Annotated in this window: 26 protein-coding genes; 11 read left to right on the plus strand and 15 right to left on the minus strand. The window is 57.7% G+C overall.

All coding sequences use genetic code 11. From position 1 onward, the window contains the following. The first annotated feature begins 8 nt into the window (after positions 1 to 8). Genes pflA through AB7828_RS06330 form a run of 3 tightly spaced genes read left to right on the plus strand, consistent with a single transcriptional unit; the run spans position 9 to position 3,378 of the window. Complete coding sequence (gene pflA / locus AB7828_RS06320; RefSeq protein WP_441229700.1) at positions 9 to 836, plus strand: pyruvate formate-lyase-activating protein; 828 nt, start codon at positions 9 to 11, stop codon at positions 834 to 836. Positions 837 to 872: 36 nt separating this feature from the next. Beyond that, positions 873 to 2,477: a TrkA C-terminal domain-containing protein gene (locus AB7828_RS06325; RefSeq protein WP_120289558.1), complete on the plus strand. Its 1,605-nt coding sequence runs from the start codon at positions 873 to 875 to the stop codon at positions 2,475 to 2,477. A 31-nt stretch (positions 2,478 to 2,508) separates the two neighbouring features. Further along, a complete protein-coding gene (locus AB7828_RS06330) occupies positions 2,509 to 3,378 on the plus strand; it encodes a formate/nitrite transporter family protein (protein ID WP_441229701.1) in 870 nt (289 codons plus the stop codon). Positions 3,379 to 3,530: 152 nt separating this feature from the next. On the opposite strand, the gene AB7828_RS06335 is transcribed toward AB7828_RS06330, so the two are convergent. After that, complete coding sequence (locus tag AB7828_RS06335; RefSeq protein WP_441229702.1) at positions 3,531 to 3,926, minus strand: hypothetical protein; 396 nt, start codon at positions 3,924 to 3,926, stop codon at positions 3,531 to 3,533. Here AB7828_RS06335 and AB7828_RS06340 point away from each other — a divergent pair. From AB7828_RS06340 to AB7828_RS06350, 3 genes are all read left to right on the plus strand, one after another. Then, complete coding sequence (locus tag AB7828_RS06340; RefSeq protein ID WP_441229703.1) at positions 3,916 to 4,116, plus strand: hypothetical protein; 201 nt, start codon at positions 3,916 to 3,918, stop codon at positions 4,114 to 4,116. The genes AB7828_RS06335 and AB7828_RS06340 overlap by 11 nt on opposite strands. 374 nt (positions 4,117 to 4,490) lie before the next feature. After that, a complete protein-coding gene (locus AB7828_RS06345; RefSeq protein WP_120289550.1) occupies positions 4,491 to 4,754 on the plus strand; it encodes a hypothetical protein in 264 nt (87 codons plus the stop codon). 420 nt (positions 4,755 to 5,174) lie between these two features. Further along, positions 5,175 to 6,035 carry a DUF4344 domain-containing metallopeptidase gene (locus AB7828_RS06350; RefSeq protein ID WP_441229704.1) on the plus strand — a complete coding sequence of 287 codons (861 nt, stop codon included), beginning with the start codon at positions 5,175 to 5,177 and terminating at the stop codon, positions 6,033 to 6,035. Positions 6,036 to 6,520: 485 nt separating this feature from the next. On the opposite strand, the gene AB7828_RS06355 is transcribed toward AB7828_RS06350, so the two are convergent. The 9 genes from AB7828_RS06355 to AB7828_RS06395 all read right to left on the minus strand — a co-directional run bounded on the left by AB7828_RS06355 (position 6,521) and on the right by AB7828_RS06395 (position 14,903). After that, entirely contained in the window at positions 6,521 to 6,991 is a 471-nt protein-coding gene (locus AB7828_RS06355) for a hypothetical protein (protein ID WP_441229705.1), read from the minus strand. Beyond that, a complete protein-coding gene (locus AB7828_RS06360; protein WP_441229706.1) occupies positions 6,975 to 7,898 on the minus strand; it encodes a DUF2950 domain-containing protein in 924 nt (307 codons plus the stop codon). Before AB7828_RS06360 ends, AB7828_RS06355 begins: the two co-directional genes overlap by 17 nt. Further along, complete coding sequence (locus tag AB7828_RS06365) at positions 7,895 to 9,520, minus strand: DUF3300 domain-containing protein (RefSeq protein WP_441229707.1); 1,626 nt, start codon at positions 9,518 to 9,520, stop codon at positions 7,895 to 7,897. Before AB7828_RS06365 ends, AB7828_RS06360 begins: the two co-directional genes overlap by 4 nt. Positions 9,521 to 9,636: 116 nt before the next feature. Further along, a complete protein-coding gene (locus AB7828_RS06370) occupies positions 9,637 to 11,538 on the minus strand; it encodes a sensor histidine kinase (protein WP_441229708.1) in 1,902 nt (633 codons plus the stop codon). Positions 11,539 to 11,634: 96 nt separating this feature from the next. Then, complete coding sequence (locus AB7828_RS06375; RefSeq protein WP_439073021.1) at positions 11,635 to 11,874, minus strand: hypothetical protein; 240 nt, start codon at positions 11,872 to 11,874, stop codon at positions 11,635 to 11,637. A gap of 38 nt (positions 11,875 to 11,912) precedes the next feature. Beyond that, a complete protein-coding gene (locus tag AB7828_RS06380; protein ID WP_120289536.1) occupies positions 11,913 to 12,716 on the minus strand; it encodes a DUF2092 domain-containing protein in 804 nt (267 codons plus the stop codon). Positions 12,717 to 12,803: 87 nt separating this feature from the next. Next, the gene (locus AB7828_RS06385) at positions 12,804 to 13,223 is read right to left on the minus strand and encodes a hypothetical protein (RefSeq protein WP_441229709.1); all 420 of its coding nucleotides are present in this window, start codon (positions 13,221 to 13,223) and stop codon (positions 12,804 to 12,806) included. Between the two features lie 11 nt (positions 13,224 to 13,234). Continuing rightward, positions 13,235 to 14,467: an HlyD family secretion protein gene (locus tag AB7828_RS06390; protein ID WP_441229710.1), complete on the minus strand. Its 1,233-nt coding sequence runs from the start codon at positions 14,465 to 14,467 to the stop codon at positions 13,235 to 13,237. Next, a complete protein-coding gene (locus AB7828_RS06395) occupies positions 14,460 to 14,903 on the minus strand; it encodes a hypothetical protein (RefSeq protein ID WP_441229711.1) in 444 nt (147 codons plus the stop codon). The genes AB7828_RS06390 and AB7828_RS06395 overlap by 8 nt, the downstream gene beginning before the upstream one ends. A gap of 158 nt (positions 14,904 to 15,061) precedes the next feature. On the opposite strand from AB7828_RS06395, the gene AB7828_RS06400 reads away from it, so the two are divergent. Both AB7828_RS06400 and ppk2 read left to right on the plus strand, forming a co-directional pair. Next, entirely contained in the window at positions 15,062 to 15,517 is a 456-nt protein-coding gene (locus AB7828_RS06400; protein ID WP_089264212.1) for a hypothetical protein, read from the plus strand. 36 nt (positions 15,518 to 15,553) lie between these two features. After that, on the plus strand, positions 15,554 to 16,354 hold the full coding sequence (gene ppk2, locus AB7828_RS06405) for a polyphosphate kinase 2 (RefSeq protein WP_089264211.1): 801 nt from the start codon (positions 15,554 to 15,556) through the stop codon (positions 16,352 to 16,354). 43 nt (positions 16,355 to 16,397) lie between these two features. On the opposite strand, the gene AB7828_RS06410 is transcribed toward ppk2, so the two are convergent. The 3 genes from AB7828_RS06410 to AB7828_RS06420 form a co-directional block, all read right to left on the minus strand. Beyond that, complete coding sequence (locus tag AB7828_RS06410) at positions 16,398 to 16,832, minus strand: hypothetical protein (protein WP_089264210.1); 435 nt, start codon at positions 16,830 to 16,832, stop codon at positions 16,398 to 16,400. A gap of 334 nt (positions 16,833 to 17,166) precedes the next feature. Further along, positions 17,167 to 18,759, minus strand: a complete 1,593-nt coding sequence (locus AB7828_RS06415; RefSeq protein ID WP_441229712.1) for a SulP family inorganic anion transporter — start codon at positions 18,757 to 18,759, stop codon at positions 17,167 to 17,169. 68 nt (positions 18,760 to 18,827) lie between these two features. Further along, on the minus strand, positions 18,828 to 19,481 hold the full coding sequence (locus AB7828_RS06420) for a YoaK family protein (protein WP_441229713.1): 654 nt from the start codon (positions 19,479 to 19,481) through the stop codon (positions 18,828 to 18,830). Positions 19,482 to 19,696: 215 nt separating this feature from the next. On the opposite strand from AB7828_RS06420, the gene AB7828_RS06425 reads away from it, so the two are divergent. Both AB7828_RS06425 and AB7828_RS06430 read left to right on the plus strand, forming a co-directional pair. After that, complete coding sequence (locus AB7828_RS06425) at positions 19,697 to 20,536, plus strand: alpha/beta hydrolase family protein (RefSeq protein WP_441232200.1); 840 nt, start codon at positions 19,697 to 19,699, stop codon at positions 20,534 to 20,536. A 106-nt stretch (positions 20,537 to 20,642) separates the two neighbouring features. Then, positions 20,643 to 21,170, plus strand: a complete 528-nt coding sequence (locus AB7828_RS06430) for an invasion associated locus B family protein (protein ID WP_441229714.1) — start codon at positions 20,643 to 20,645, stop codon at positions 21,168 to 21,170. A gap of 259 nt (positions 21,171 to 21,429) precedes the next feature. Here AB7828_RS06430 and AB7828_RS06435 read toward each other — a convergent pair whose 3' ends face one another. Beyond that, on the minus strand, positions 21,430 to 22,086 hold the full coding sequence (locus AB7828_RS06435) for a response regulator transcription factor (protein WP_441229715.1): 657 nt from the start codon (positions 22,084 to 22,086) through the stop codon (positions 21,430 to 21,432). A 270-nt stretch (positions 22,087 to 22,356) separates the two neighbouring features. On the opposite strand from AB7828_RS06435, the gene AB7828_RS06440 reads away from it, so the two are divergent. After that, positions 22,357 to 23,040: a helix-turn-helix domain-containing protein gene (locus AB7828_RS06440; RefSeq protein WP_441229716.1), complete on the plus strand. Its 684-nt coding sequence runs from the start codon at positions 22,357 to 22,359 to the stop codon at positions 23,038 to 23,040. Here the strand turns inward: AB7828_RS06440 and AB7828_RS06445 are convergent. Beyond that, on the minus strand, positions 23,018 to 23,476 hold the full coding sequence (locus AB7828_RS06445) for a potassium channel family protein (RefSeq protein ID WP_089264203.1): 459 nt from the start codon (positions 23,474 to 23,476) through the stop codon (positions 23,018 to 23,020). The two genes, AB7828_RS06440 and AB7828_RS06445, sit on opposite strands and share 23 nt — an antisense overlap. Positions 23,477 to 23,494: the final 18 nt, after the last annotated feature.

Raw genomic sequence — 23,494 nt, forward strand, 5'->3', positions numbered from 1 at the left:
GGTGCACCATGTCAACGGTGCAGACACTGGAGCCGGGAAGTCGTCATGACCTTCGGGTCGGGATTTCACCCGACGCGCCCGATGAGGACAAATTCAAGGACCAGGAAGGCACGTTCGGATACTGCCATTCCTATGAGACGTCCTCTCGCTACGACGGGCCCGGCTTGCGCACCGTGCTGTTCGTCTCGGGCTGCCTTCTGCGATGCACCTATTGTCACAATCCGGACACTTGGCACCTTAAGGACGGCACCTACGTCTCGGCCGCCCACGTGCTCCGCCGCCTTGCCGATTTCGCGCCCTCCCTTCGGGCACTTGGCGGCGGGCTAACCATCTCGGGTGGCGAGCCGATGGTACAGCGCGCGTTTACCCAGCAAATATTTGCCGGCGCCAAGAAGATGGGCCTGCACACGGCTGTGCAGACCTCCGGCTTCCTCGGCGATCACGCGGACGATACCTATCTGTCCGAGATCGACCTCGTTCTTCTCGACATCAAGAGTTCGGATCCCGAAACATATCGTCGAACTACCGGCCGCGACATCGCGCCAACGCTTCGTTTTGCCGAGCGCTTGGCGTCGATGTCGAAGCCGGTCTGGGTCCGCTTCACCCTCGTTCCCGGCGAGAATGACGATCCGGCGAATGTCGATGGCATCGCGCAATTTGTCGCGCCGATGAAGAATGTCGAATGGGTGGAAGTACAACCTTTCCACCAGATGGGCGCGTTCAAGTGGAAAGCGATGGGTCTCGAATACAAACTTGCTGACACGCTACCGCCCAGTCCGGATCTGGTGAACCGGGTGCTCGGACAGTTCCGTGCTGCGGGATGTCAAGCACGCTGATCAAACAATTGTTCGGCAGATTTGGGAGTGAGACACATGATGGATTTTGCGCGCGACATCATCGGCAGCCAGCCAATCTTGACGGCTTTTCTGGCGATTGGATTAGGCTACCTCGTCGGCCAGATCAGCATCGCCGGATTTTCCATGGGCGTCGGAGCCGTTCTTTTTGTCGGCCTCGGGATCGGGGCCTTTGCGCCAAAAGCCCAGATCATTGGTCCGATCGGACTGACCGGTCTAATCATGTTCCTCTACGGGATCGGCATCCTCTACGGCCGTCAGTTTTTCGAAGGCATGAGCGGAGTTGGGCAGAAATACAATCTGCTCGCCCTCGTTGCGTGCCTGACCGGCTTGGCCGTAGCGCTCGGGCTCGGGCACATATTTAACATCAAAATTGGTCATACCCTTGGGCTTTATGCGGGATCGATGACAAGCACGGCATCACTACAAGCCGCGCTCGACGTCATGAAGAACAAGGACCCGTCGATCGGATATTCAATCGCATATCCGTTTGGCGTCATCGGTCCAATTCTCTGCATCTATTTCATGACCAGGCTCGTTAAGCCCAAGTTCCCGGCCAAGGCCCAGCATTTTCATATGGGCGAAATCACTATCGGCGAGAACTTTTCCGGTGTCACGCTTGGAGACCTCGCCACTGACTCTCTCGCCGAGCTGCAGATCACGATGGTCCGCCAGAACGGCCGCAACGTCGTTCCGACCGACGGCACCATCCTGAATGCGGGAGACGCCCTGCTCGTCGTCGCCGATCGCAAAGAGGAAATCGCACTGGCGGCTGAACGTCTTGGCCGACTCGAACCGGGCCGGCTCGCGAGCGACCGCGCCGACCTCGATTACATCCGGGTCTTCGTTGGCAAAGCCAGCACGGTCGGCGTACCGCTTTCGAAGCTGCCGATGCCGCCCGGCGTGCCAGCGCACATCTTGCACGTGCGGCGCTACGATGCTGACCTCGTTCCATCTCCCGACCTCATGCTAGAGTTTGGCGACCGCGTCGGAGTGCTGACGCCGCCGGACAAGAAAGAAGACATCCGCAAACATTTTGGTGACTCCATCAAGGCGACTGCTGACTTCAGCTATGTTTCGCTCGGTCTCGGCATGGTGATGGGCGTCCTTCTCGGTCTGATCCCTATTCCGATTCCGGGCGTGGGTACTGTGACGCTCGGCATCGGCGGCGGCCCGCTAATCGTTGCGCTCGTTCTCGGCAAGCTCCGCCGCACCGGACCGATGCTTTGGACCATGCCTCTGCCAGCGAACATCGTTCTTCGGAATTTCGGTCTCGCGATTTTTCTCGCAACTGTTGGGGTGAATTCCGGACAGCCCTTCGTCCGCACCGTAGCGGAATCGGGATTCACAATGCTGTTCATTGGCGTTGCCATACTTCTGACGACAGTGTTCATCGTCCTCGTTGTCGGCCACTACATTCTGAAGATCCCATACGATGACCTGGTCGGCGTGGCATCCGGCGCAACTGGAAACCCCGCCATCCTGGTCTATTCAACGAAAATGGCGCCGACCGAACGCCCAGACATCGGCTACGCCATGATCTTCCCATCGATGACACTTTTGAAAGTGATCGCGGCGCAGATCGTCGGGCTTTTGACGATAGGCAGTACAGGCGGGCAATAGCGCCAGTGACGACGATCGAGGAGAAGCAGGAATGCCCGATCGGATCCCCGCGCCGCAACCGGCTATCTTCAATCTGCAGGCTTACAGCCCCGCAGAAATCAAGGAAGCTGTAGAAAAGGTCGGTATAAAGAAGGCAACGCTACCGTTCCTGGCCTCCTTCATGCTGGCGGTCATCGCGGGCGGTAGCGTCGGCTTCGGCGCCCTTTACTACACGATCATTGCCAGCGACGCAGATCTCAGCTTCGCCACTGTGCGCGTCGTCGGCGGGTTAGTGTTCTCCCTCGGACTTGCGCTTGTTCTAGTTGGAGGCGCCGAGTTGTTCACGGGCAACAACCTTATCGTGATGGCGTGGGCGAGCGGAAAGGTATCTACGGCGGCGATGCTCCGCAACTGGGCCACCGTCTATCTCGGAAATTTCCTCGGATCACTTGGACTGGTTGTGCTGGTCTTTCTCTCTCATCACCCGGACATGAATGATGGCCGCATCGGCCTTTCGATACTGAATACGGCCGCCGGAAAAACTCGCCCCGATATGATGACACTGTTCTTCAAAGGCATCCTTTGCAACGTGCTCGTTTGCGCGGCGGTGTGGCTTGCTTATGCTGGCCGGTCAGTTACCGACAAGATCGTTGCAGTCATCCTGCCGGTGTCTGCTTTCATAGCAGCCGGGTTCGAACACTGCGTTGCCAATATGTATTTCCTCCCCCTGGCGTGGCTGCTAGTCCAGACCGGTCACGCGCCAGCGAATTTCGACACTTCATCCATCACAATGTCCGGGATATTCCACAATCTGTTGCCGGTAACGCTCGGCAACATCATAGGCGGCGCCGGCTTTGTCGGTGCTGCCTACTGGGCAATCTATCGTGCGGCGTTCGGCCCATCGGACCGAGATCAGAAATAACAGGCGCAATCTCCACGCTCGAATCGGCTTACCAACATGTCGCCACAGCCCAACCATCGGCAATCCTATCGGACGACCGCCTCGGACGCGCGATCTCTCTGCTGGGGTCTCCAAAGCCGACACAATTCTTGTCACGGCGTCGGCGCGGCAGTTCAATACCTCCTTAGCATGCCGTGTTCCACGCTTATGTCGCCGTAATCAGCGCACGCCGCTTTAGGACTTCTCCTCAAGGCCGCGAGCACTCGATTGGTCGTTTTTCCAGCCGCCTCTGATACTTCAGGACGGAATTTACTTCGGTCGTAATCCTTGCCATCGTGGGCCTTTATAGCAGCGTCATAAGCCTCGATCATTGCCATCGCCGCATCAGCGCTCCCGAGAAGCTTGGCCCCTCGTTGGACGCCGCCGACGCCATTGGCCTCGTAGCCGGTGCACCGTTGTTCGAGCACCGCGGCTGCGGTAGCAAGTTGGTCTAGGAACGTCGATTCGGCGTCCGTCAGCGTCTGCATCTGCACCGTCACGATTATCGGGAGCAGTACGATGGTCGCCAAAGTGATTTTCATCGTCTCGGTCCTCCCTACGGCGGTCGAAAAACTCAGCTACTGCTCGGCGCCAGCATCCGCAAACCCGTTAGCACCGAAGTATGAATTATCCATCGACGTCAATAGCGCCAAGCAACTCGGTCTGAGCGTGCCGCCGGCGCTTCGCGCAGAAGCACCGAAGTCATGGAAAAATCAGTGACCGCTTTCCATGTTTGCTGTACATGTCATTTTGCTTGGCTGCTGGATCAGTCGCCATGGCAGCGTATTATCCTTGCATTAAAACCACGGCCTTTCTCAAACCAGATATCGTCAACAGTTGCGGTCGCACAGTCCCAACTCAGTCCACTCCACAGAACCTGCGGACCCATGACGATAAATCGCGTTCCCGACTCTCAGCAGTAGCGCCACAGCGCGTCATCTTTGGCAACGGTGCCGCCGGTCGGGTCGGAGACAAAACCTTTGATCTAGGTCAACGTCTGCGAGCTTCAAGCATTCACGCTATAGTAACGCGCCCCACAGGCGTCTCCACCAGTCACCCTTCGGTGACGCAAGCGCGAAAGAGGGAGTGCGGCCATGCACCCGAGGAAAAGTCCATCAATCAAGTCGGCGACTATTGCCGGTATTATTGCGAGCGCCCTGTTGGGGTCTGCAGGTCTCACTCTCAATCCGGCGCCAGCCAACGCGGTCGTTTATTGCCAGTACGTCAGCTATCCTTCAGGTTGTGTTGCCCGCGCGGGCGTCGCGCTTAGGGCACGTCCGGTGGCGCGCGCTGCGGTTCGTCATAACGCCGGTGGCAACATGAATGGAGGCGTCAATCGCGTCGGGGTGAGACGGTAGAGGTCGGTATGCCGCGGCTGCCCGGCTCGTTGTCGCCATTCTCATAATTGCGGTCGCGGAGCTTCCAGGCCACCGCGACCTGCATGCCAGCACGCGCTGGCACCCGGCGGGCCGGCAAGTAAAGCGCTTGCGGCTGCCGCTTGCTCGCGGGCGCACTTCTAACGACTGAGATGATAGATCAAATTCAACGCGCCATTCTTGAAAATCAAATCCCTGTTGCCCGAGCCCTGCGGATAGTCCTGTACTCGCAAGCCGTAAGTCGTATGCAAGGCTGGCGAACGTCTCCGCCCGCATCAAGCGAACGAGAGAGCTGCTCGAAGAGCGAAGAGACCCCTTAAAAGCAGGTCGAACATGTCGCCACAGCTCGACCATCGGCAATCTCATCGGACGACCGTTTCGGATGTAGTACGGAGCGGCTTGTTGAGCCGATCGCTTGCCGCAGTGACCGCAATACTCCTCGGCGCCATGGCCGCCATCGGCAGCGTAGATGCTGCGCCGCGAGCCAAGCCTGACCAGATCCGATACAAGTATGTTCGGCCAACAGATCCGTCGCACCAAGCGATCTACGATCAGATCAAGCAAGGCCGAGCCCTTGAACTCCTGCAGCAATTGCTGAGCCCTCTCCGCCTTCCCCATCCGCTCACACTCAAAGTCGCGAGTTGCGACGGCGTTCCCGATGCCTGGTACGGAGATGAGGTTGTCACGTTGTGCTACGAACTGCTGGCAGAGATTCTGAAGAATGCGACGACGCGCGATCTCCCTGCTGGGGTCTCCAAAGCCGACACAATTCTCGGTCCAGCACTCGACGTTTTCCTCCACGAGACCGGACATGCCGTTTTCGACATGCTGCAAATCCCTGTCCTCGGCCGGGAGGAGGATGCGGCCGACCAGTTCTCCGCTTACGTCATGCTCCGGCTCAGCAAAGCCGAGGCCCGCAGAATGATCCTCGGCGCAGCCTATCTTCGCGCAAAGGAGCTTCCGGAAGCGGAGCCCCTGTCCTCTCGCGATAAGTTCTCGGACGAGCATTCGATGCCGGCCCAGCGAGCTTTCAATGTTTTGTGTATCGCTTACGGCGCGGACAAGAAGCTGTTTGCCGATATCGTCGCGAACGACATCTTGCCCAAGCAGCGAGCCGAAACCTGCGAGATCGACTACGACGATCTCACATTCGCTATGACGGCCTTGATCGGTCCGCATATCGACAAGACTTCAGCCAGGAAATTTCATGAGGTTTGGACGAGAACCGTCAGCGCCCGCCGTACGCGTCTGAATCGCCAGTAGGATAGATTTTATCCTCGTCCCGCTGTAGTCGGTCATCCCGGCGCATCGGCGTTCACCGTCTCCCAAGAAGCGATCGTCGAAAACCACTACCCCGAGCTTCTTTCTCGCAACCGAAACTTCCCGTCATGCCTCGCCCGTATTTTTTCTGCCGCTTGAGGTAATAGACCTCGTCGCGATAATCGAGCCAAACAACAGTATCTTCATGGCAATGCTCCCGCGCCTGCGTCTCATAGCGAAACGAAGTAAGCGGGAGAGCAGTGACAGCAGACGGCGCGAACAGCAGAAATGCGAACACCCAGGGGCACTGTCGGCAGATCAAGGCCTTGCCGCGAATAGTGGATAGTTTACGTGACCGCACTAATCCCCAGCCAATTTCTGCGGACCACCCCAAGAATGGATAAGGCCTTTCAGGCGCTTTCGATAAATTCATGCTGAGTGCGCACCTCATACGAAATCAAACCGATTACGTCGTGACTATCCGCTCGTCACTCCTTCAGGGAAATCGTGATCTGGCCGATATTTCCAGCAAGCTCCACTCCCGCGCGGGGGCCGCGCAAGGCAATCCTTACACCCTGCCCATTCGTTAGTTGAACGCCGCCCATCCCACCAACGAAGGCGCCCCCGCCCCCAACAGAGCTATAGGTGCCGGCAAAGTCCCTGATCTGCCTTATGCCCGAGGCCCATCCTGTCAGTCGAATTACGGACACTCCCGCTGCAAAGCCGAGACTCAGGCCGAATACCCTGAATGGATAGTCGCGGCCGCGATATGTCACGATGCCATTTCCCCCGCCGGCTCCCAGGATCAGTCCCGCCTTCACCAACTTCACCCGAACATAGCCAGATGCCTGAGCCCGGGAAGGCGTCACCGGAACGGTCAATGTGAGCAGTACAACCGCCGTCATGTGCATTGCGAACAGACGCAGCGCAGACCACCTGTGCTCAGGGCTTTTCTGCATCGACTTTCTTCCAGGTCTGGTCCGGATCGAACAAGGACATGCGCTTCACGATCCGGTCGGTCTGCGGTCCGAGATCCTTTTCGTAAACCGTCCCGGCATGATTGACCACGAACGTCTTGACGCCGGAATTTCCGTATTCGGCAGGCCAGGCGATTAGTCCATAGCCGCCGATCATCTTGCCTTTCATCAAATAGATCAGCGCGCCGCCGGGAGCATTGGCCCCCTGTCCTTTCAGTATGCGGAAGTAGTAGCCGTGATACGGCTGCGGCTTTTCACCGACCTGGTAGCCTTCAGTTGAAGCTTCTGCGACCAACGCACCCATCGGGCTCGGATCGCCATCATCACGCCAAAACAGCCCGTCCTTCTTGCCCGGCGTCGATACAATCCGCTGTGCATAAACGCCAGCGCCCTCGCCGCGATCCTTCTCGGCATATTCGTTCTGGGCGTCGACAAAGGCGAGGCTGGTCTGGATCGCATCAAGTTCGTTACGGCCGATCCGGCGATACAGGACCTCGATGCGGCCCTCTTCAGTATCGAACTCCCAACCTGTCTTGGTGTTGATGAGTGGAATCGGGAACGGAAAGTCGTCCGTGCCGAGCATCAAGGTAGCTCTCTTGTTGCCCTCCGTCTTGATCGCATGCTTGGCGTCATACATGGACGTGAAGCGCAGACGCGTGTCAGCGTCGGCCACCTCGTCACCGGACAACACGATGTCATCGGCTGCCTTGCCGAGGACCTTTAGAATATCGCTAGCGCCACCCTTGACCGCGACGGCGAGCGCCCCTGCAGCAGCCTCCGGTGTTGGAAAGGATTGCTGCGCTTCCGACACCGAGCCCATAAGAGCCAGTGCCACGACAGCCGCCGCAGTTGTCGATGCAGCGCGATGGATTGACGTCCAAACGATCATGGCGACACCTCCGAAGGGATTTTTGCGCCATTTGCAAGCCAATCCCGATAGGTGCGGAACGTCAGACCGAGCGCCTCGTACTTCACCCGTAGGTAGCCGTCGCTGCCCCGCCTCACGGCATCTGGCACCACGTTTTCGACTTCCTGCGCGATCACGCCGACATAGGCCTTCTGGCCGCCGAGATAGCTGAAGCGATAGTAGCCAAGACCGTTGGCGAGATGGCCGAGCAGGACAACGTCATGTTTCAGAGCGATGTCAGACCGCCGCCCGCCGCCACCGCCACGGAAACCACCGCCGCCACCACCACGGAAACCACCACCGCCACCACCATGAAAGCCGCCGCCTCCGCGGGCACCAGCGAAGCTTGTGCCGCCGGCGCGCGGCATGCTCGCCATGCTGGCCCGCCCGCGTGCAGACGCTGCCGCCGCCGCGCGGCCGGACGACACATTCATTGCGCCGCCACGATTTCCACCGCCACGCCCGGCCGCGCCGGCCCCCGCGCGGTTGGCGGTCTTCGCACGATCACCGCCGCCTTTGGCGCGATTGCCAGCCTTCGCGCGATCGGCGCCGCCTTTGGTCCGGTCCGCAACGCCGGCACGATCTCCACCTCCCGGCCGATCCCGTGTGCCGGCGCCAACGCCGCCTCGATCTCCCGCGCGATCGCCAGCGCCCTGGTTCGGACGCAGCACCTGCTGCCCGTCGCGACCACGGAAATCCATCCGGTTGGAGGCGCCCGCCTTTAGATTGTTGTTGCTGAAGCGCTGCTGAACGTTGGCGTTGTTGTAGCGCACGCCCTGGCGGTGGGCCGGATTGTGCTGCCAACCGTTTCCAACATTGGTCGTGCGATGGTTGACATAGACGTTGCGGTTACCCCAGTTGAAGCCACCGCCCCAGTAGTTGCCCCAACGCCCGATTGCCCATGCGGTGCCGAAGGCGACACCCGCCGCGACAACACCCGCGCCGATATAGGACGGGTATCCGAAGTAATACGGTGGATATTCCGCATAGGGCCAGGTCCCGTACACCGTTGCCGGATCGTAATACGGTACATAAACCGCCGCAGGATCCGCCTGTTCGATCACGACCACCTGCTTGCTTTCTTGGGTCTTAACGCTGACCTTTTGCTGCTTGGTGGTCACGAGCTTTTTGTTGTCATAGGCTTTCACCCGCAGCCGCTGGATCGCATCCATGACATCCGGCTGTTGAGCGAGCACCGCATCGCCGAGGCTCTTTGTCCAATCGACCTTGTCGCTCATCATCGCCAGGACGTCCGGAGTGCTGACCAGAGCCTTGACGCTGTCGTCCCACGCCTGCTTGTCGACCGCATCCTTCAGCGCGTCACCCTTGAGCGACTTGCGTTCCTTGGCCCAACGATCCGCCTGCACTACCTCCAGCGGGTAGGTCGATGCTGCCAGGACATTCGCGAGCAGTTCGTCGGGATAAAGCGCAATGGGTGCGACCAGCGCCTCAAGTTGCTCTGGCTTTAGCAGCTCGACGCTCGGCGTTGGTCGGCTCGCCGGAACGTCTGGAGCGGCTGCCTTATCAACCGTCTGAGCCGAGACAGCGACAGGGATCGCCATCACCAGTGCAAGCGCGAACAGAATCTTGCGGCAGCAGAACATCACACCCTCCTTCGGGGTTCCCTGCAGCAAGCATCGACGGAAGGGAGGAAGGTCCTTTGATCAAGATCAAGGAAAGCCAAATTTCCAATGACCGCGACGTTGGAGGATCTCTGACTTCATGCGGTGGACGACTGCGCGAGAGCGAGTGGGATTTTGATCACGAACAGCGCGCCGCCTGATACTTGATTTGCAGCAGAAATCTCCCCTTGGTGCGCCTCTACGATAGTACGGGCGATGGCGAGTCCCATACCCAAGCCTTGCGCCTTGGTCGTGAAGAATGGGTTGAAGATGCTCCGGATATCCGCGACCACGATTCCTGGACCGGTGTCGCTAATCTTGATTTCGGCGTGCGCGTTCAGCCGGGCCGTCGATATGTTGACTTCGCGCTCTTTATCGTCGGCATCGGAGATTGCGTCCATTGCATTAATGATCAGGTTGAGAATGACCTGTTGCAGCTGAACCGGATCGCCCTTGACGTACAAATCGCCCGAAGCGGCAGCGAACCTTAGCGCAATGCCGCGTCGATCAGTCACTGCTTCTACAAGCCCGATCGCCTCCCGCACCGTATTGTTCAAATCGATGTCCCGGACCTCGAACGGCGTTTTCTTCAGTACGCTGCGAAGTCGGCGGATCACTTCGCTGGCCCGTTGATCGTCACGCCTGATGTCCGCAAGGATTTCCCTAACTTCGGCGAGATCCGGAGAGGCCCCCTTCAGCAAAAGCTCCGCTGTCTCTGTATTCGTAAGAATGGAGCCAAGCGGCTGATTCAGCTCATGCGCAATGGAGGTCGTCAACTCTCCGGCGGCCGAATAGCGGTTGACGTGCGCAAGTTCCGCCAGCCGCTGTCGTGACTCGATCTCGGCAAGGCGTCGCCGGCGACGTTCGTGCAATAAGCCGCTGATCAACCCCGTTTGGATCAGAATGACGGCTGCAATCAGCTGAATCTGCCAGCGATACTGCGCCCAAATATCGGGCTCGCGAAACAGGATCTCGCTGCCCGGCGGCAGATTGCTCTGGTTGATGCCCCAGCGTTGCATTTGCCGCCAATCGAATTTCGGCGCAGCGAATTCAATCGGCTCGACTTTGATGTTCCCCGGCTTCTCGCCGCCAAGGATTCGAACCGCTGCGTTGACAGTCTGCTTGCTGGTTTCGGCGATCGAATGCATCGGGCCACCAACGGTTTCTGGATCGAAAAAGGCTTCCTGGTAGGAGAAGATCGGCGCATTGGCGACTGCATGAAGGCTACGCAAGGCAAGGTCGCCTTCATGGCTGACACCGGCAGCGTCGATAGACATCAAGCCCCAGAACAGGACGGTGTACGGCGGAAGCGCAGACGCTCTCTTGAGAATTTCCGTAAACGGAAGATCGGTATAATAGACAAAGGCGACACGGTTCTCTAGCGGCTTCAATTCCCTTTTTAGCTCCTCAAGCCAAAATTTCTCCAATGCTGAGGCACCGATCACAACGGCAATCGTCTGAGTTTCCGGCATGACCTGAAGAATATTCTTGAACGCGGCCAGAAAATCATTGCGGACCGAAATGACGGTGTCGTTGTCCGTGAGGTTCACGCGGTTCACCAGCCGCTGCTCCACCACCGTCAGAACCATTGGCGTTCCGGGAAAAAGCTGCTCGCGATACTTCTGAACGAACCTTGCCGCCGGCGCTCCGATGCTCAACACGATATCAGGTGGACGGCCATGGTAGAGCGAGTTCAAATAGTCAACGAACGGTGCTTCCGGACCTGGGTTATTGAACCTCGCCGTGAGCAGCGCATGTTCCTGGATGTCCAGCGGCCACGGCGAAAGCCGCTCGAGCGTTGCCTTGATGCTCCTTGCATGCTCGCTCCAGGGGCGAAATTCCCGACCGAATGAATGAAGTACCAGCACGCGCTTAATGTCACTACGCTCAGTAGCTCCGGCAATGTCGAACGGAATGGACGCCCACAGCAGCGCGCAGACACACAGACGTACGACTAGGCGTAGTCGATCCGTGACAGCAACGGGGATGCAGCGGTTCATCGTCTTCCCCAACCGTCTGAGACTCGCGAACAGTCGCTATGACACAGTGTCAGCGTGTGCGCATTTCCGCAACAGCCGGGCTAGGCAGCGCTGACGTCAACAGACCGTCGTGACTCGCCCATAGGCGTCCACGACTTGCCTGCACGATGAGCCATAATAGACGCCCGCGGCGCCGGCCGCAGCACCCACTGCAACGGCTCGGCGGGTGGTCCGGCGCGCTACCCCGGCATAGCTCATCGGTGTCAGCGGCCGCCCAACCCTCGCTTCAGCGACGGAGAACACCCCATGTATTGTGACGTCTCCGCCGCTCCAGCACCATCCCGCTACAAAGGACATGAGCGCGACTGCTACCATGATCACCTTTCGCACTGATTTCATTTTTTTGCTCCTGATGGCGTACCGGGGGGAATTTCGTCGAACTCTGCCATTGCGCCGGAATCCAGATCGACCTTCGTCGCACCGGCCGGTGGCTTGAATACAAATGTGTCGGCCTCCACGACGGCGTCATTCTTCCAGTCCCTGATCCTGAGCGTGTATTGCGGTGCCCCGGTCACCGTCTTGCTGGTGATCACATATTTCCGAGGAACAGGCCGTGCTCCACTCTCGATCCAGATCTGCCAATCGATATCCGCGCCACGAAACGCCAGATGTTCGCATTCGACGCCGTCGATCATACCTTGCCCAATGTGTTGAGCCTGGACGACATTGGACATCAACACGTCATAGGTATTTGTAAGCAGCAAGTCCGTGCCTGGCATCGCAGCGCCCGATTTCGCTTGGATCAGATCGACAAGCTGATCGATGGACCCCACAAGGTCGGCCTGCACATAGGCCTTGGCATTGTTGCCATAGATCGACGCAGTCTTTCCGTCGTAGATAAAGTCGACGTCGGTATAGCCTCCCGTTCGGCTAATCCGAAGCTTGTCCGGTCGCGAGAGCTGCATTCTTCCGGAACTCGTAAACTGGATCTTCTCCAGCTCAGGCGTCACGACCTCGATATCACTTTCGAATGTCGCAGAGATCGACTTTTGCGCGGCCGTGTATTCAGCCATCGCCTTGAGCAATTTCGCTGGATCGTCCGCACTCGCCGGCTGTGCAGAAAATGCGATGGCGGCAGCGACCAGCGCCACATCTACAAGGTGTTTTGGCTTACTGTTAACTGAATTTCTCTCGTTCATAGCGTAACTCCCTTGGTCAACTCTATCCAGCCACCCCGCGCGCACTTTCTGTGATCCAGGTCAATCGCATCATCGGATGCTAATCCGCTATATATCGCAACGATGGTAGGACACCTTCATATCCACCATTCCCGGAAACTCTCGAGAGATCGTATTTTCATCAACCACGTTCAGGATGAACTGGACGTGTGAAAGCATAATGCTCGATGCGCAGGCCGCGATCAGGTTGATCGTTTCCTTACTTTCCTTCTTCGACTTGATCTTGCAGATCTCGTGTTTTCCCCTCAGACGATCTGCTTCGGCGATGAAACCGCCGCCGTATACGCCGGAGAAATTCGTAAACGCGATCTGTTTCGCACGCCCCTTGCGGGTAAACACTTTGTTGCATTGGTCCGCACTTGTCGCCCACGCACCAGCAAGATCGATCGCCTTTGCGCTCCGCGGTGACAACATTGCAGAGGAAGCCGCAATCAGGGCAATAACGACAAATCTTTGAAGCATAGCCATATTCTTTCCTCTCAATGACCGCTCAATACCAGTGTCTTGATTGGCAACAGCAGCGCCTGGATCCGCAGCAGCAATGCATGCACAAGTCCGGTCGCATCTACGGCATGCAGGGCAAACCCCTTCAACGCACCAGTTTTTGGATCGGCAATTACGTCATGGTTGCTGGTGTACGCATTAACGATACACGCACTGCCCGGCGTGACTCCCTCCAAGCCGCCTTTATAAAGCGGCTCCAGGAAGACGAGAATCGAACCGGGTCTTTGCAGGTTCTGCGGATCAATCAACAGCTCGCCGCTACGGAATTGCCCCGCGGCGATAAAATCCTGCACGCTTGTGACGACTAACGGAATGATGGTCCACGGCTTCGAGATACAGGTTGCTTCCGCGACCATGCCGGGCTTCATGACCTGGGCTTCGATCTGGCCAAATCCGGCCTGTAAGCTACGCCGACCTGCTCCGTCGGGTATCAACACTCCGGCCGGCCGCATAAGTTGATTGACGACGTCGCCGGTGCGAATGAGAAATTGCTCAACACGGCCATCGACGCCGGCACGCACATAGGTCTTGTCGACATCCACCTGCGCTTGCGCCCGCGCAGCCTCGGCGCTCGCTCTCTCGGCCGGCAAGAGCGTAGAAACACGCAGTAGCGAAGATTCCCTCGTGGCGGTCGCCACATCGATACCGGACTGCCGCTGATCGACCAGCACTTGCAGCTTCTCGATATCGCGCTGCGGCACGATCCCCGGATTCCGACGTTGCAGTTCGGTCTTGACCTCCAGCTCATCCTTGGCCTGCTGGTGAGATGCTCTCGCTTCTCCGATCTGGGCGTCCGCCTTAGCAATGTCGGTTCGCGCCGAGACGAGGGATGCCTCGACCTCGGCGATCTTTCGCTTGGCGGTCTCCAGCGCTGCGTCCTGCTTCGAACTATCCAGCCGGAAAAGAACGTCGCCCTTTTTAACATCAGCCGTGAATCCGACATTCACCTCCGCGACACGGCCCGAGCCTTCAGGCAAAATTGGTACCGTCCGGAAGTAGATGGCCGCCGACGTTGTGGACGGATGAAAATAGAAGATCATCGTGATTAGCCCGAGCGTCAGCATCAGGCAGCCGGTGATCCCCCATCTCAGTTCATACCAGACAGAGAAGAAAGTAATCTCTTTGCCGAACCGTTTTCCCTGCCGATAGCGGCGATAGAGATAATCGGGAAGGATGGTAACCAGCGAACAGATCATGAGTTCAAGCATGGTCGTGCACCCCTTGCCTTATCGAGGGCTGAACATCGGCCTTGGCGCCAGTTACAGACTCAACCTTGGCTTCAGCGGAAAGCGTGCCCGGCGTCGTATTTGCGATTCGCTCCACGGAATCCGCAATGCTGCGCATCGGCGTACCGAAATCCGGCAGGTCGATCATGGCGAGCAACAAGCCCGCGATCCAAAAAATATGCATGTGAGTGAACAGCGAGATCAGACCGAGGACAGCGACGATCTCCATCTGTAGTTTCTGGCTTTTGTGCGCCATGCGTTCGGGCAGGCTGTGCAGTTTCCAGTATAGCGTACCCGCCCATAGCAGCGTCGCTACGAGAAAAACGCCCATCACTACCATCAGGGTATCCGCTCCGTCGGCACCGGGAACGAAGAATGGCAGATGATGAGGAGCTGCGGCGTGCAACTGTTCGCTCAAGTCTTCTCTCCCTTCCGGACGCCCGGGCGCTCTGCAGCCATACGCTGTACCGTGCCTCCCCACGGTGCGGTTTGCTTGATTTGGATCAATAAAACACGATCGGCCGTACATAACCTTGTGGCAGCGCCGAAGCCGACAATCACCAGGAGCCATCAATCATGTCTCGTAGCATCGATGATCTCATTCCCAACGCCACGCAGATCCGTAAAGAGGCCGCCCTCAAGGAGGCCGAGGCGGTGGAAAAGTACGCACGTCTTGCCGCGGCGGCTGAGGCCGAGAAGCGCGCGCTGATCGAGCGGCTCAGCCAACCGTCCGGCAAGAGCGAAGCCGAAAAGGTCCAGCTTGCGTCGACCATAATCCAGCGGGCGGTACGAAACGGTTTGACGGAAGTTCAGGTCTATCGCTTTCCCAACTCGCTGTGCACCGACAAGGGTCGCGCGATCAATCAGCAGGAAAAGGGATGGGAGAAAACACTAACGGGAATTCCAAGTGAGATATTTCAGCTTTGGAGCGACTACTTGCAGCCACGCGGCTATCGCATCGGTTACCAGACCATCGATTATCCGGGAGGAATACCCGGCGACATTGCCATCACAATTTCTTGGGGAGATTGAACGTGGTTCGCATCGGATTCATGCTGGAGCTGTGAGATGTCAGCTGACGTGCCAAGGGAGCGATTAAAGCGCAAGGACTACGAGAAGGAGCTGGGAAAGCTCCAGGTCGAACTCTGCCATTTGCAGGACTGGGTTAAAGCCAATAATTTAAAAGTCATCGTTCTGTTCGAAGGACGCGATGCCGCTGGCAAGGGGGGCGCCATCAAAGCCCTCACCGAAAAGGTGAGTCCGCGGGTCTTCCGCGTCTGCGCCCTGCCAGCACCGTCTGACCGCCAAAAGTCTCAGCTATTCCTTCAACGCTACATCGAGCAGTTCCCGGCAAGTGGCGAGATCGTGATCTTCGACCGAAGCTGGTACAACCGCGCTGGCGTCGAGTATGTGATGGGTTTCTGCAGCCCGGCTGAACACAAACGCTTCTTGGAATTGTGCCCGCTGGTCGAGAAATTCGCTGTGGATGCTGGGATCATCCTAATCAAGCTGTGGCTTGAAGTCGGTATGAAGGAGCAGGAGCTGCGCTTCAAGGCACGCATCGAGGATCCTCTCCGTCAATGGAAGTTAAGCCCGATGGACACCGAGTCATTTGGGCGCTGGTATGACTATTCCCGAGCGCGCGACATGATGTTCAAGGCGACCGATACAAGGCATGCGCCATGGCGATTGGTCCGCTCCGACGACAAGCGGCGGGCTCGGCTCAACATTATATCGCATATCCTCAAGACGATCCCATACAAGAAGATTGCGCGAAAGAAAATTAGGCTGTCGAAGCGTTCCAACAAGGGCCGCTACAACGATCAGGTCAGCCTCCGTCGGATGAAGTTCGTCGAAAATCGTTACTAAAAGAAACGAGGCCGCGCAGTGCGCAGCCCCGTTCGACGCCGGCTTACTTCAACCGTATCGTGACGCCGCCAACAGCGGCGGATAGTTCAGCACCAACTTTGGGGCCGCTGAGCTGCAGGATCACGCCATTGCCATTCTGCAATTGCACGCCTCCAGCGCCACCCACCACCGCTCCACCCGCTCCGACCACTCCATAGGTGCCTTCAATTGATGTGGGCCCCTTCAAATTGATCGCGCGACCGATAAGCTTGGTGGTAGATGCACCAATCGTGAAACCCACGCTCATGCCCGAGACGGTAAAGGGATAGGTTTTTCCGCGGTACCTCAACACGCCCTCGCCGCCGCCGACCCCGACAATAAAGCCACCCTTGGTAAATATCACAGCAACCTGGCCCATATCCGCGCTTGATGGCGTGGCGAAGCCGACGACCCCAGCAAGCACCGCGACTGCAACGGCAAAGACGCTAAATTTTCGCATGGTTAATTCCCTTCTGGTTGTGAAACTGACTTCTTGGGCCAAGATCATCGCGAACTATCCGAACACGGTGAAAAGTAGGCCGGACATGGCATGGCCGACCGGGAAGCCATCCTCGGTACCGAACTCTGGATCTCGTGCCGAGGAAGCCGATAATCGTTCCCGCGGCCAATGTCAGCAGATCGGTTGTTGCGGCGTTGCCGTCCTTGGACATGTAACAAATCCAGGATGTTGATGGCGTGTAGCCAATGCTGAAGCCGTTCCCAGTGGCGCCTGTTGATCCAAGTCAATGCAACGTGATGTTGTGAACGACGCTTCGCTTGGCACCGCAACACGGTCAACCTTTCCTCAGATCGTCGAGTACACTATCCATCCTTCGGGTCCAGTTGGCGCTGTCGGTCTTCTCCGCGAGGCCATCAGCCTGCAAAACATCCCGGACTTGCCCGCGGGCGCCGACGATCTGAAAAACGATGCCGCGCGAGACAAGTTCGCCATGGAGGTCGTGAAGCATTTTCACGCCCGCAAGATCGATAAAGGGTGAGGAAGAGAGCCCGCAGACCACAACCTTGGTGTCCGGTGATGCGCGAACCTTTGCCATCACATTCTCCATCGCCGTTTCCGCATTGATGTAAAGTAACGAGGCCTCTGGGCGGAAAGCGAGAACACCAGCAAGGGGCTCTACGTCAGGGTATCGCGCACTATCGGCATATCGGCCTGTTCCTGGTAAGCGCCCGAGAATCGCGACGTTTGGCTGCGAGGCACGCGCCAGTAACAGAAATATGGACGCTAGCGTAGCCAGCAGGATGCCCTGAAGGATGCCCAGCATCAGCACGGAGACAAGGGCGATCGCTGCAGCATAGAAGTCGATCCGACTGATACGCCACATCCGCATGAGCGCGGCGATGTCAACTAGTTTGTAGACAGCCGTGCAAACGATCGCAGCAAGTACTGCCTTAGGCAGATTGGTCAATATCCCCGTGAGGAAAAGTAGACAGATCGCCAACGTGGCTGAACAAATGATCAGAGCGAGCGGCGTTCTCGCGCCGGCCTGATCATTAACGGCGGATTGTGACAAGCCTCCCGCAACAGGGTAACCATGGCCGAGCGCTACCGCCAGATTGGCGGCGCCCAACCCCAGAAACTCCTGCCGCACGTCGATGGGATAGTCGTGCCTCGCCGCAAAACTTCGCGCACCTGCGACGCCTTCGACATAGGCGAGCAACATGATGCCGGCAGCGAGAGGAAATAGTTCATCAAACTCAAGAAGCCCGAAGGTCGGCATGGCAATGCTCGGCAAGCCCTTCGGAATTTCGCCGGTGACGGGAATGCCAAGCGCCGGCAAGCCGAGCGCTGTCGCGACAACGATCGATAGGATGACGACTGCAAGTCCTACCGGCCTGCCGGGCAATAGACGCTCGCCCTGGAGCAGCATGATCGCAACAAGTCCGATCGCAAGCACGATCCAGTGAACACCACCGAGCTGCCCAACAAGCACGACAAGGCGATCGAAGAAATTTCGCCCGCCACCAGCAACGCCAAATAGGCTCGGCAGCTGCGTCATGATAATGGTGAGACCCGCGCCAGCCTTGAAGCCAACCAGAATGGTGTCGCTGATCAAGCGTACCAGCATGCTTAGTCGAAAGATCCAGGCAATCAGGCAGAGAGCCGCAACGCCAAGGGCTGCTGCACTCGCAATCTGCGCATAGCGAAGCGCATCGCCTGCCGCTAGACCCCCGACCGAAGCGGCGATCATCAGCGAAATCGCCGAAGTCGGGCCGACAGCAAGTTGCCGCGAAGAGCCCAACAGGGCATAGCCAATGCCGCCCAGCATGTAGCCATAGATCCCGATCTGGGGCGGCATGCCGGCGAGCGCAGCATAGGCCAACGACACCGGGATCGCATAGGCGGCCAGCGTGACTCCAGCGATCATGTCACAGCGAAGCCAGTCAGCGCGATATTCGGCAAGCCAGCGCGTCGGCGGAAAGATCCCGTGCGACCTCATGCCTGCTCCCTTCGATCAACGCGATCCCGCATCACGCCGCGGAATCCGCCGCAGCATAGAAGAACCAGCAGCAACGCACCGACAGGAACGGTTAGAGTGAGTGCTGGCGCCCGCTCTGTAATGAAAGCACCGACAGCGGCGCCTGTGCCAAATGCGGCGCAAACCCCCATGAATATACAGGACTTACGCAACAGACCGACCTGGATATCTCCAGCAACCAGTGCGACCGCTCCCTCAATCGCCTGGCGAAAGTTTCCTGTGATCATCACAGAGCTGTAGTTTGAACCCTCAACCTTGGTGAAAATCGAAGTCTGCATTGCGGCCACCATCGAGACGCCCAGCGTGCCCGCAACGTCAGGCACGCGATTGTGCAGCACACCGACAAGGATCAGAACGCCAGCTTCTACGAGAATGCTGATCGGGCCGACTCGATCACCGACTGCACGCCGCAGCCATGAGGCGATCACCACGCCGACGACGAAAGCGAAGAGCGATGGCACGAAGTGAAATGCCTCCGTCCACTTCCCGGCCGTCGCTTTTACCCATAAGAATACCAAGTTGGCGGTCTGCGCATTCGCCAGAACGCCATGCGTAATCCACGTATAGGCATCGAGATAGCCGCCTGCGAAGCCCAGCAGCAACGCGACCATCAGGGTCTCTTCGTGGCGCATCGGCACATTAACCACACGTATCGCAGAAATATTCGAGCTCATCGGGCCAACAGGCGCTGGCTCCGGCAATGAGGATTGATCTGAATCAACTGCCTTCAGAATTTTGGCTGTCGGATCGCGACATGAGGCGATCCGGAAAGGCACCCACCATGCATGCCATTCACGCGTTCGTCACGGCGGCGCTTCTTATATCCATGGCCCCTGCCGCGCCGATGCAAGCGGCCGACAAGCCCGATGCTGCGCGCATCCAGGAAGAGCTCTGGGTGCTGCCGCTGCCGTTGCCAATGTTTGCCTATCTGGTGCGCCCGATAGGCAACGGCCCCTTCCCGCTGGTTATCATGAACCACGGCGTCTCGCTCAATCCGACTGACCGCGGCTTCTTTCCCCTGGTTGAATTCCGCGATGCGGCCAAATGGTTTGCGAGGCGCGGTTATCTGGTGGTGGCGCCGGTGGGCACCGGATATGGGGCATCCGCCATCGACATTCCCGAGCGTGCCATCTACGGCCCTTTCTTCTCCAAGATCGGAAAATGCGAAAATCCAAACTTCCACGACGCCGGGCTTGCAGTCGCAAAAGTTAACCTCTGGATTATTGACTATTTGATCGCAGAAAACCGCATCGTGCCGAAAGATGTCATCGTCGTTGGACAATCCGCCGGAGGTTGGGCATCCATTGCGCTATCGAGCGTAAATCCACCACAGGTTAAAGCGATCATTACTTTCGCCGCCGGCCGCGGTGGCCGCGTCGACGGCAAGCCAAACAACAACTGCGCGCCGGACAGGCTCGTCGAAGCGACGGCAGATTTCGGCCGCACATCACGCACACCGATGCTGTGGATCTACATTGAGAACGATACGTTCTTCGGTCCAGAACTATCAAAACGTATGCACAATGCCTTCACGACCGCTGGCGGAAAAGCCGAGTACCACTTGATACCGCCCTTTGGCGATGAGGGGCACTTTTTCATCGGATCGCCAAAAGCTATCCCGATTTGGTCGCCAATTGTAGCGAAGTTCTTGGATAACCAGAAATGAGGCCAATGCCGGGAGGTCACTCGTGACATATTCGGGTCGAAGCAAACGCGAGTATGAATGGACTCTCTTCCGAGCGTTGCTATTCACGGCGCTATCGAACCTCGCGTTGAACGAGCCCGCCGCATCGCAGCAAGAGCCGGCGGTGACCGTTCCCGGGAAGGAAGTTCGCCCCCGCGGTCAGCGCGAAGTGAAGGACGTTACCTTCGGGGATTGGAAGAAACTCTGCTTCAAGCCAGGCGGGGCGAAAGCGCTTTGTCGCACATCGATCACTGGCACTTTCCCGACCGGTCAAATGGCCGTTCGATTGGACATCGTCGAACGTGAAGACGATGCTACCAAGAGGATACAGATATTTTCCCCAGTCGGCATGTACCTGCCGAACCCAGTTGAACTCACAATTGATCAGGGCAGGCCTTACCGAGTGCCATACACTTGGTGCCTGACCAATTCTTGCATTGCAGGCGCTATTGCGAAGCCACTGCTCGTAACTGAAATGAGTCAGGGGCGGCTTCTGCGGCTACAGTTCATTGATTCGAGCCTCTTGTCACTCGTGACATCTTTGCCGCTCGGTCAGTTTTCTACCGTTCACAGGGGCTCGCCCACGCAGACATTCGAACAGCGTATAGATGAATAAACGGCCCCCTTCCAAATCTAACTCTGGAGCGCTCGAGCACGTTCGATCGCCGCAATGAGAGACGTCGCCTTAAATGGCTTCTTTAGATAGGCATGCATCCGGATTCAATCGCGGCCATGCGGTCCGCATGCCTATCATTCCCGGTGATGTGAATCGCGGGCGGGCTGACGCCTCTATCCGCAAGAGATCGGCGCAGTACCGCAATGCCCCTCAAGATTACAAACACGGATAGCTCTGACACAGTCGTGGACCTCCCATGTCAAATATTAGGAGATAACCGCCTATCCTCACCGATGATGCATTGCGCATCTCTTACTCCGAGCCGCTCGGCGATGGAAACAAGCTCCGCAAATGAAGACACCTGCATTTTCTCCATCACTTGACGGCGATGCGCTTTGACCGTCCGCTCTGCAGTTCCTAGCTCATAGGCTATCTGTTTGTTGATCTTCCCCAGTACCATCAAATCGAACACCTGCCGCTCTCGCGGCGTCAGGGAAGCCACTAGATGATGCAATATGATGAGCCGGCTGCGTTGCACGATTGCCGCTTTGTGGCGCAGCAGCGCGCGATCGATTGCATCGATAAGCTGCTGGGAGGTCACTGGCTTGGTCAAAAAATCCTCTGCCCCGTCCTTAATGGCTTGCACAGTGGTCGCGATGTCAACGTGCCCAGTGACGAACACAATCGGTATGCTTGACCCTAGACTGATCAACTGGCTTTGCAACTCCGGACCACTTAACCCGGGTATCTGCACGTCAAGCAGGATACACGCCGGGATCTCAACCATGGGCAGCTGATCCAGTAGCAGCTGTGCTGATGGGTATACCGCGACTTCATACCCGGCGACCTTCAACCTCCGCTCGATCGCGGTTCGAAAAGAAGCATCGTCGTCTACCACGTGGACGAGGCCGAGCATTTGGCTTCCGAGCTCCAATTATTTCGAGCGATGAGATTATTAGTATGCGCCTTTTCAAATGATAAGAAGCCGGTCCAAATGAGAATACTACTTCGCGGCGAGCGTAGGAGTCGGCTCCCACATTATGGGCCGTTATGTCGTCCTTTGGTACAATGCACCTTGAGACAATGGTCGCAATTGTCATTCTACTCTTAAATCGCTCCAGAGCGAGAAAAAGCAATATCCTCGCAGTGCAACAACATTCGAAGCGCTCAGTGACGGGGGTGACCCATGTTTGCTCGCACGACGACGAATCCCACGCCGCGCGCCAATTCTCTCCGTGAACTCGGCATGGCCAGCGATTCTGATCCTATTGTCAGTTTGAACGAGTTCACCTACAAAAAAGGCTCAGAAATTTACGGGGAAAAGGAGCCAGCAGAATACGTTTACCAAGTGAAATCCGGTGCCGTGCGAAGCTACAAGCTGCTCTCCGACGGCCGCCGTCAGATCGGCGCATTTCACCTCGCCGGAGACATCTTCGGGCTTGAGAACGGTGCCGAGCATCGATTCACTGCGGAAGCGATTGTAGACACCGCTGTTCGCCTCATTAAGCGACAAAGTTTAGAGATCGTGGCCGAAAGCGACGCCATGGTCGCGCGCAACTTGCTCAGTATGACCACAAGCAATCTGCAACACGCGGAGGATCACATGCTTCTGCTTGGCCGCAAGACCTCGCTGGAGCGGGTCGCGGCCTTCCTGCTTGAGATGGACAAGCGGTTGTCTGCGGCGGGCACTATGGCCCTGCCGATGTCACGCCGCGATATCGCCGACTACCTGGGCTTGACGCTGGAAACTGTTTCCCGCGTACTGTCGCGATTGCACGAACTGAGGACTCTCGGTTTCATCGGCAACACTCAGCGCCAGATTGTACTCTTGGACCGAAGCAGACTCGCTAGTCTGGATCTACAGGGCTGAAGCCGCGCGCACCGATCGCGGCAAGATGATCCAGCGTCTTACGCAACACTTCGAAGAGGACCGCAGTCGACCAGCCAAACATCAGAATGCCATTCATGGCGGTCATCGGCCCGATCAGCCGCCAAGCTTGCACCGGCGTTATATCGCCGTAGCCGAGGGTGGTGTAATTTACGAATGCGAAATAAAGAAGGTCGCTGTCGTCTGGGGCAGCGCCGACTATTGCATAGGCCAGCGCCCAAGCGAGCATTTCCAGCGTATGTGCAATCATCAGCACGGCAGCGACCCCGACCATCACGGCCATCAGGTGAAGTCTCGGTCGCGTGGTGTGCCGTAGCCCTGCTGAGCGGGCGATGCCCACCGCACCAACGGTGACCAGCGCATGAACCATGATGGTGATCACGGTAACGATCGTGCCGACGAGGAGCTGAATTGCCATTGCCCGCCCAGATCCCTG

Source organism: Tardiphaga sp. 215_C5_N2_1 (genome assembly GCF_052076055.1).
Taxonomy (GTDB): Bacteria; Pseudomonadota; Alphaproteobacteria; order Rhizobiales; family Xanthobacteraceae; genus Tardiphaga; species Tardiphaga robiniae.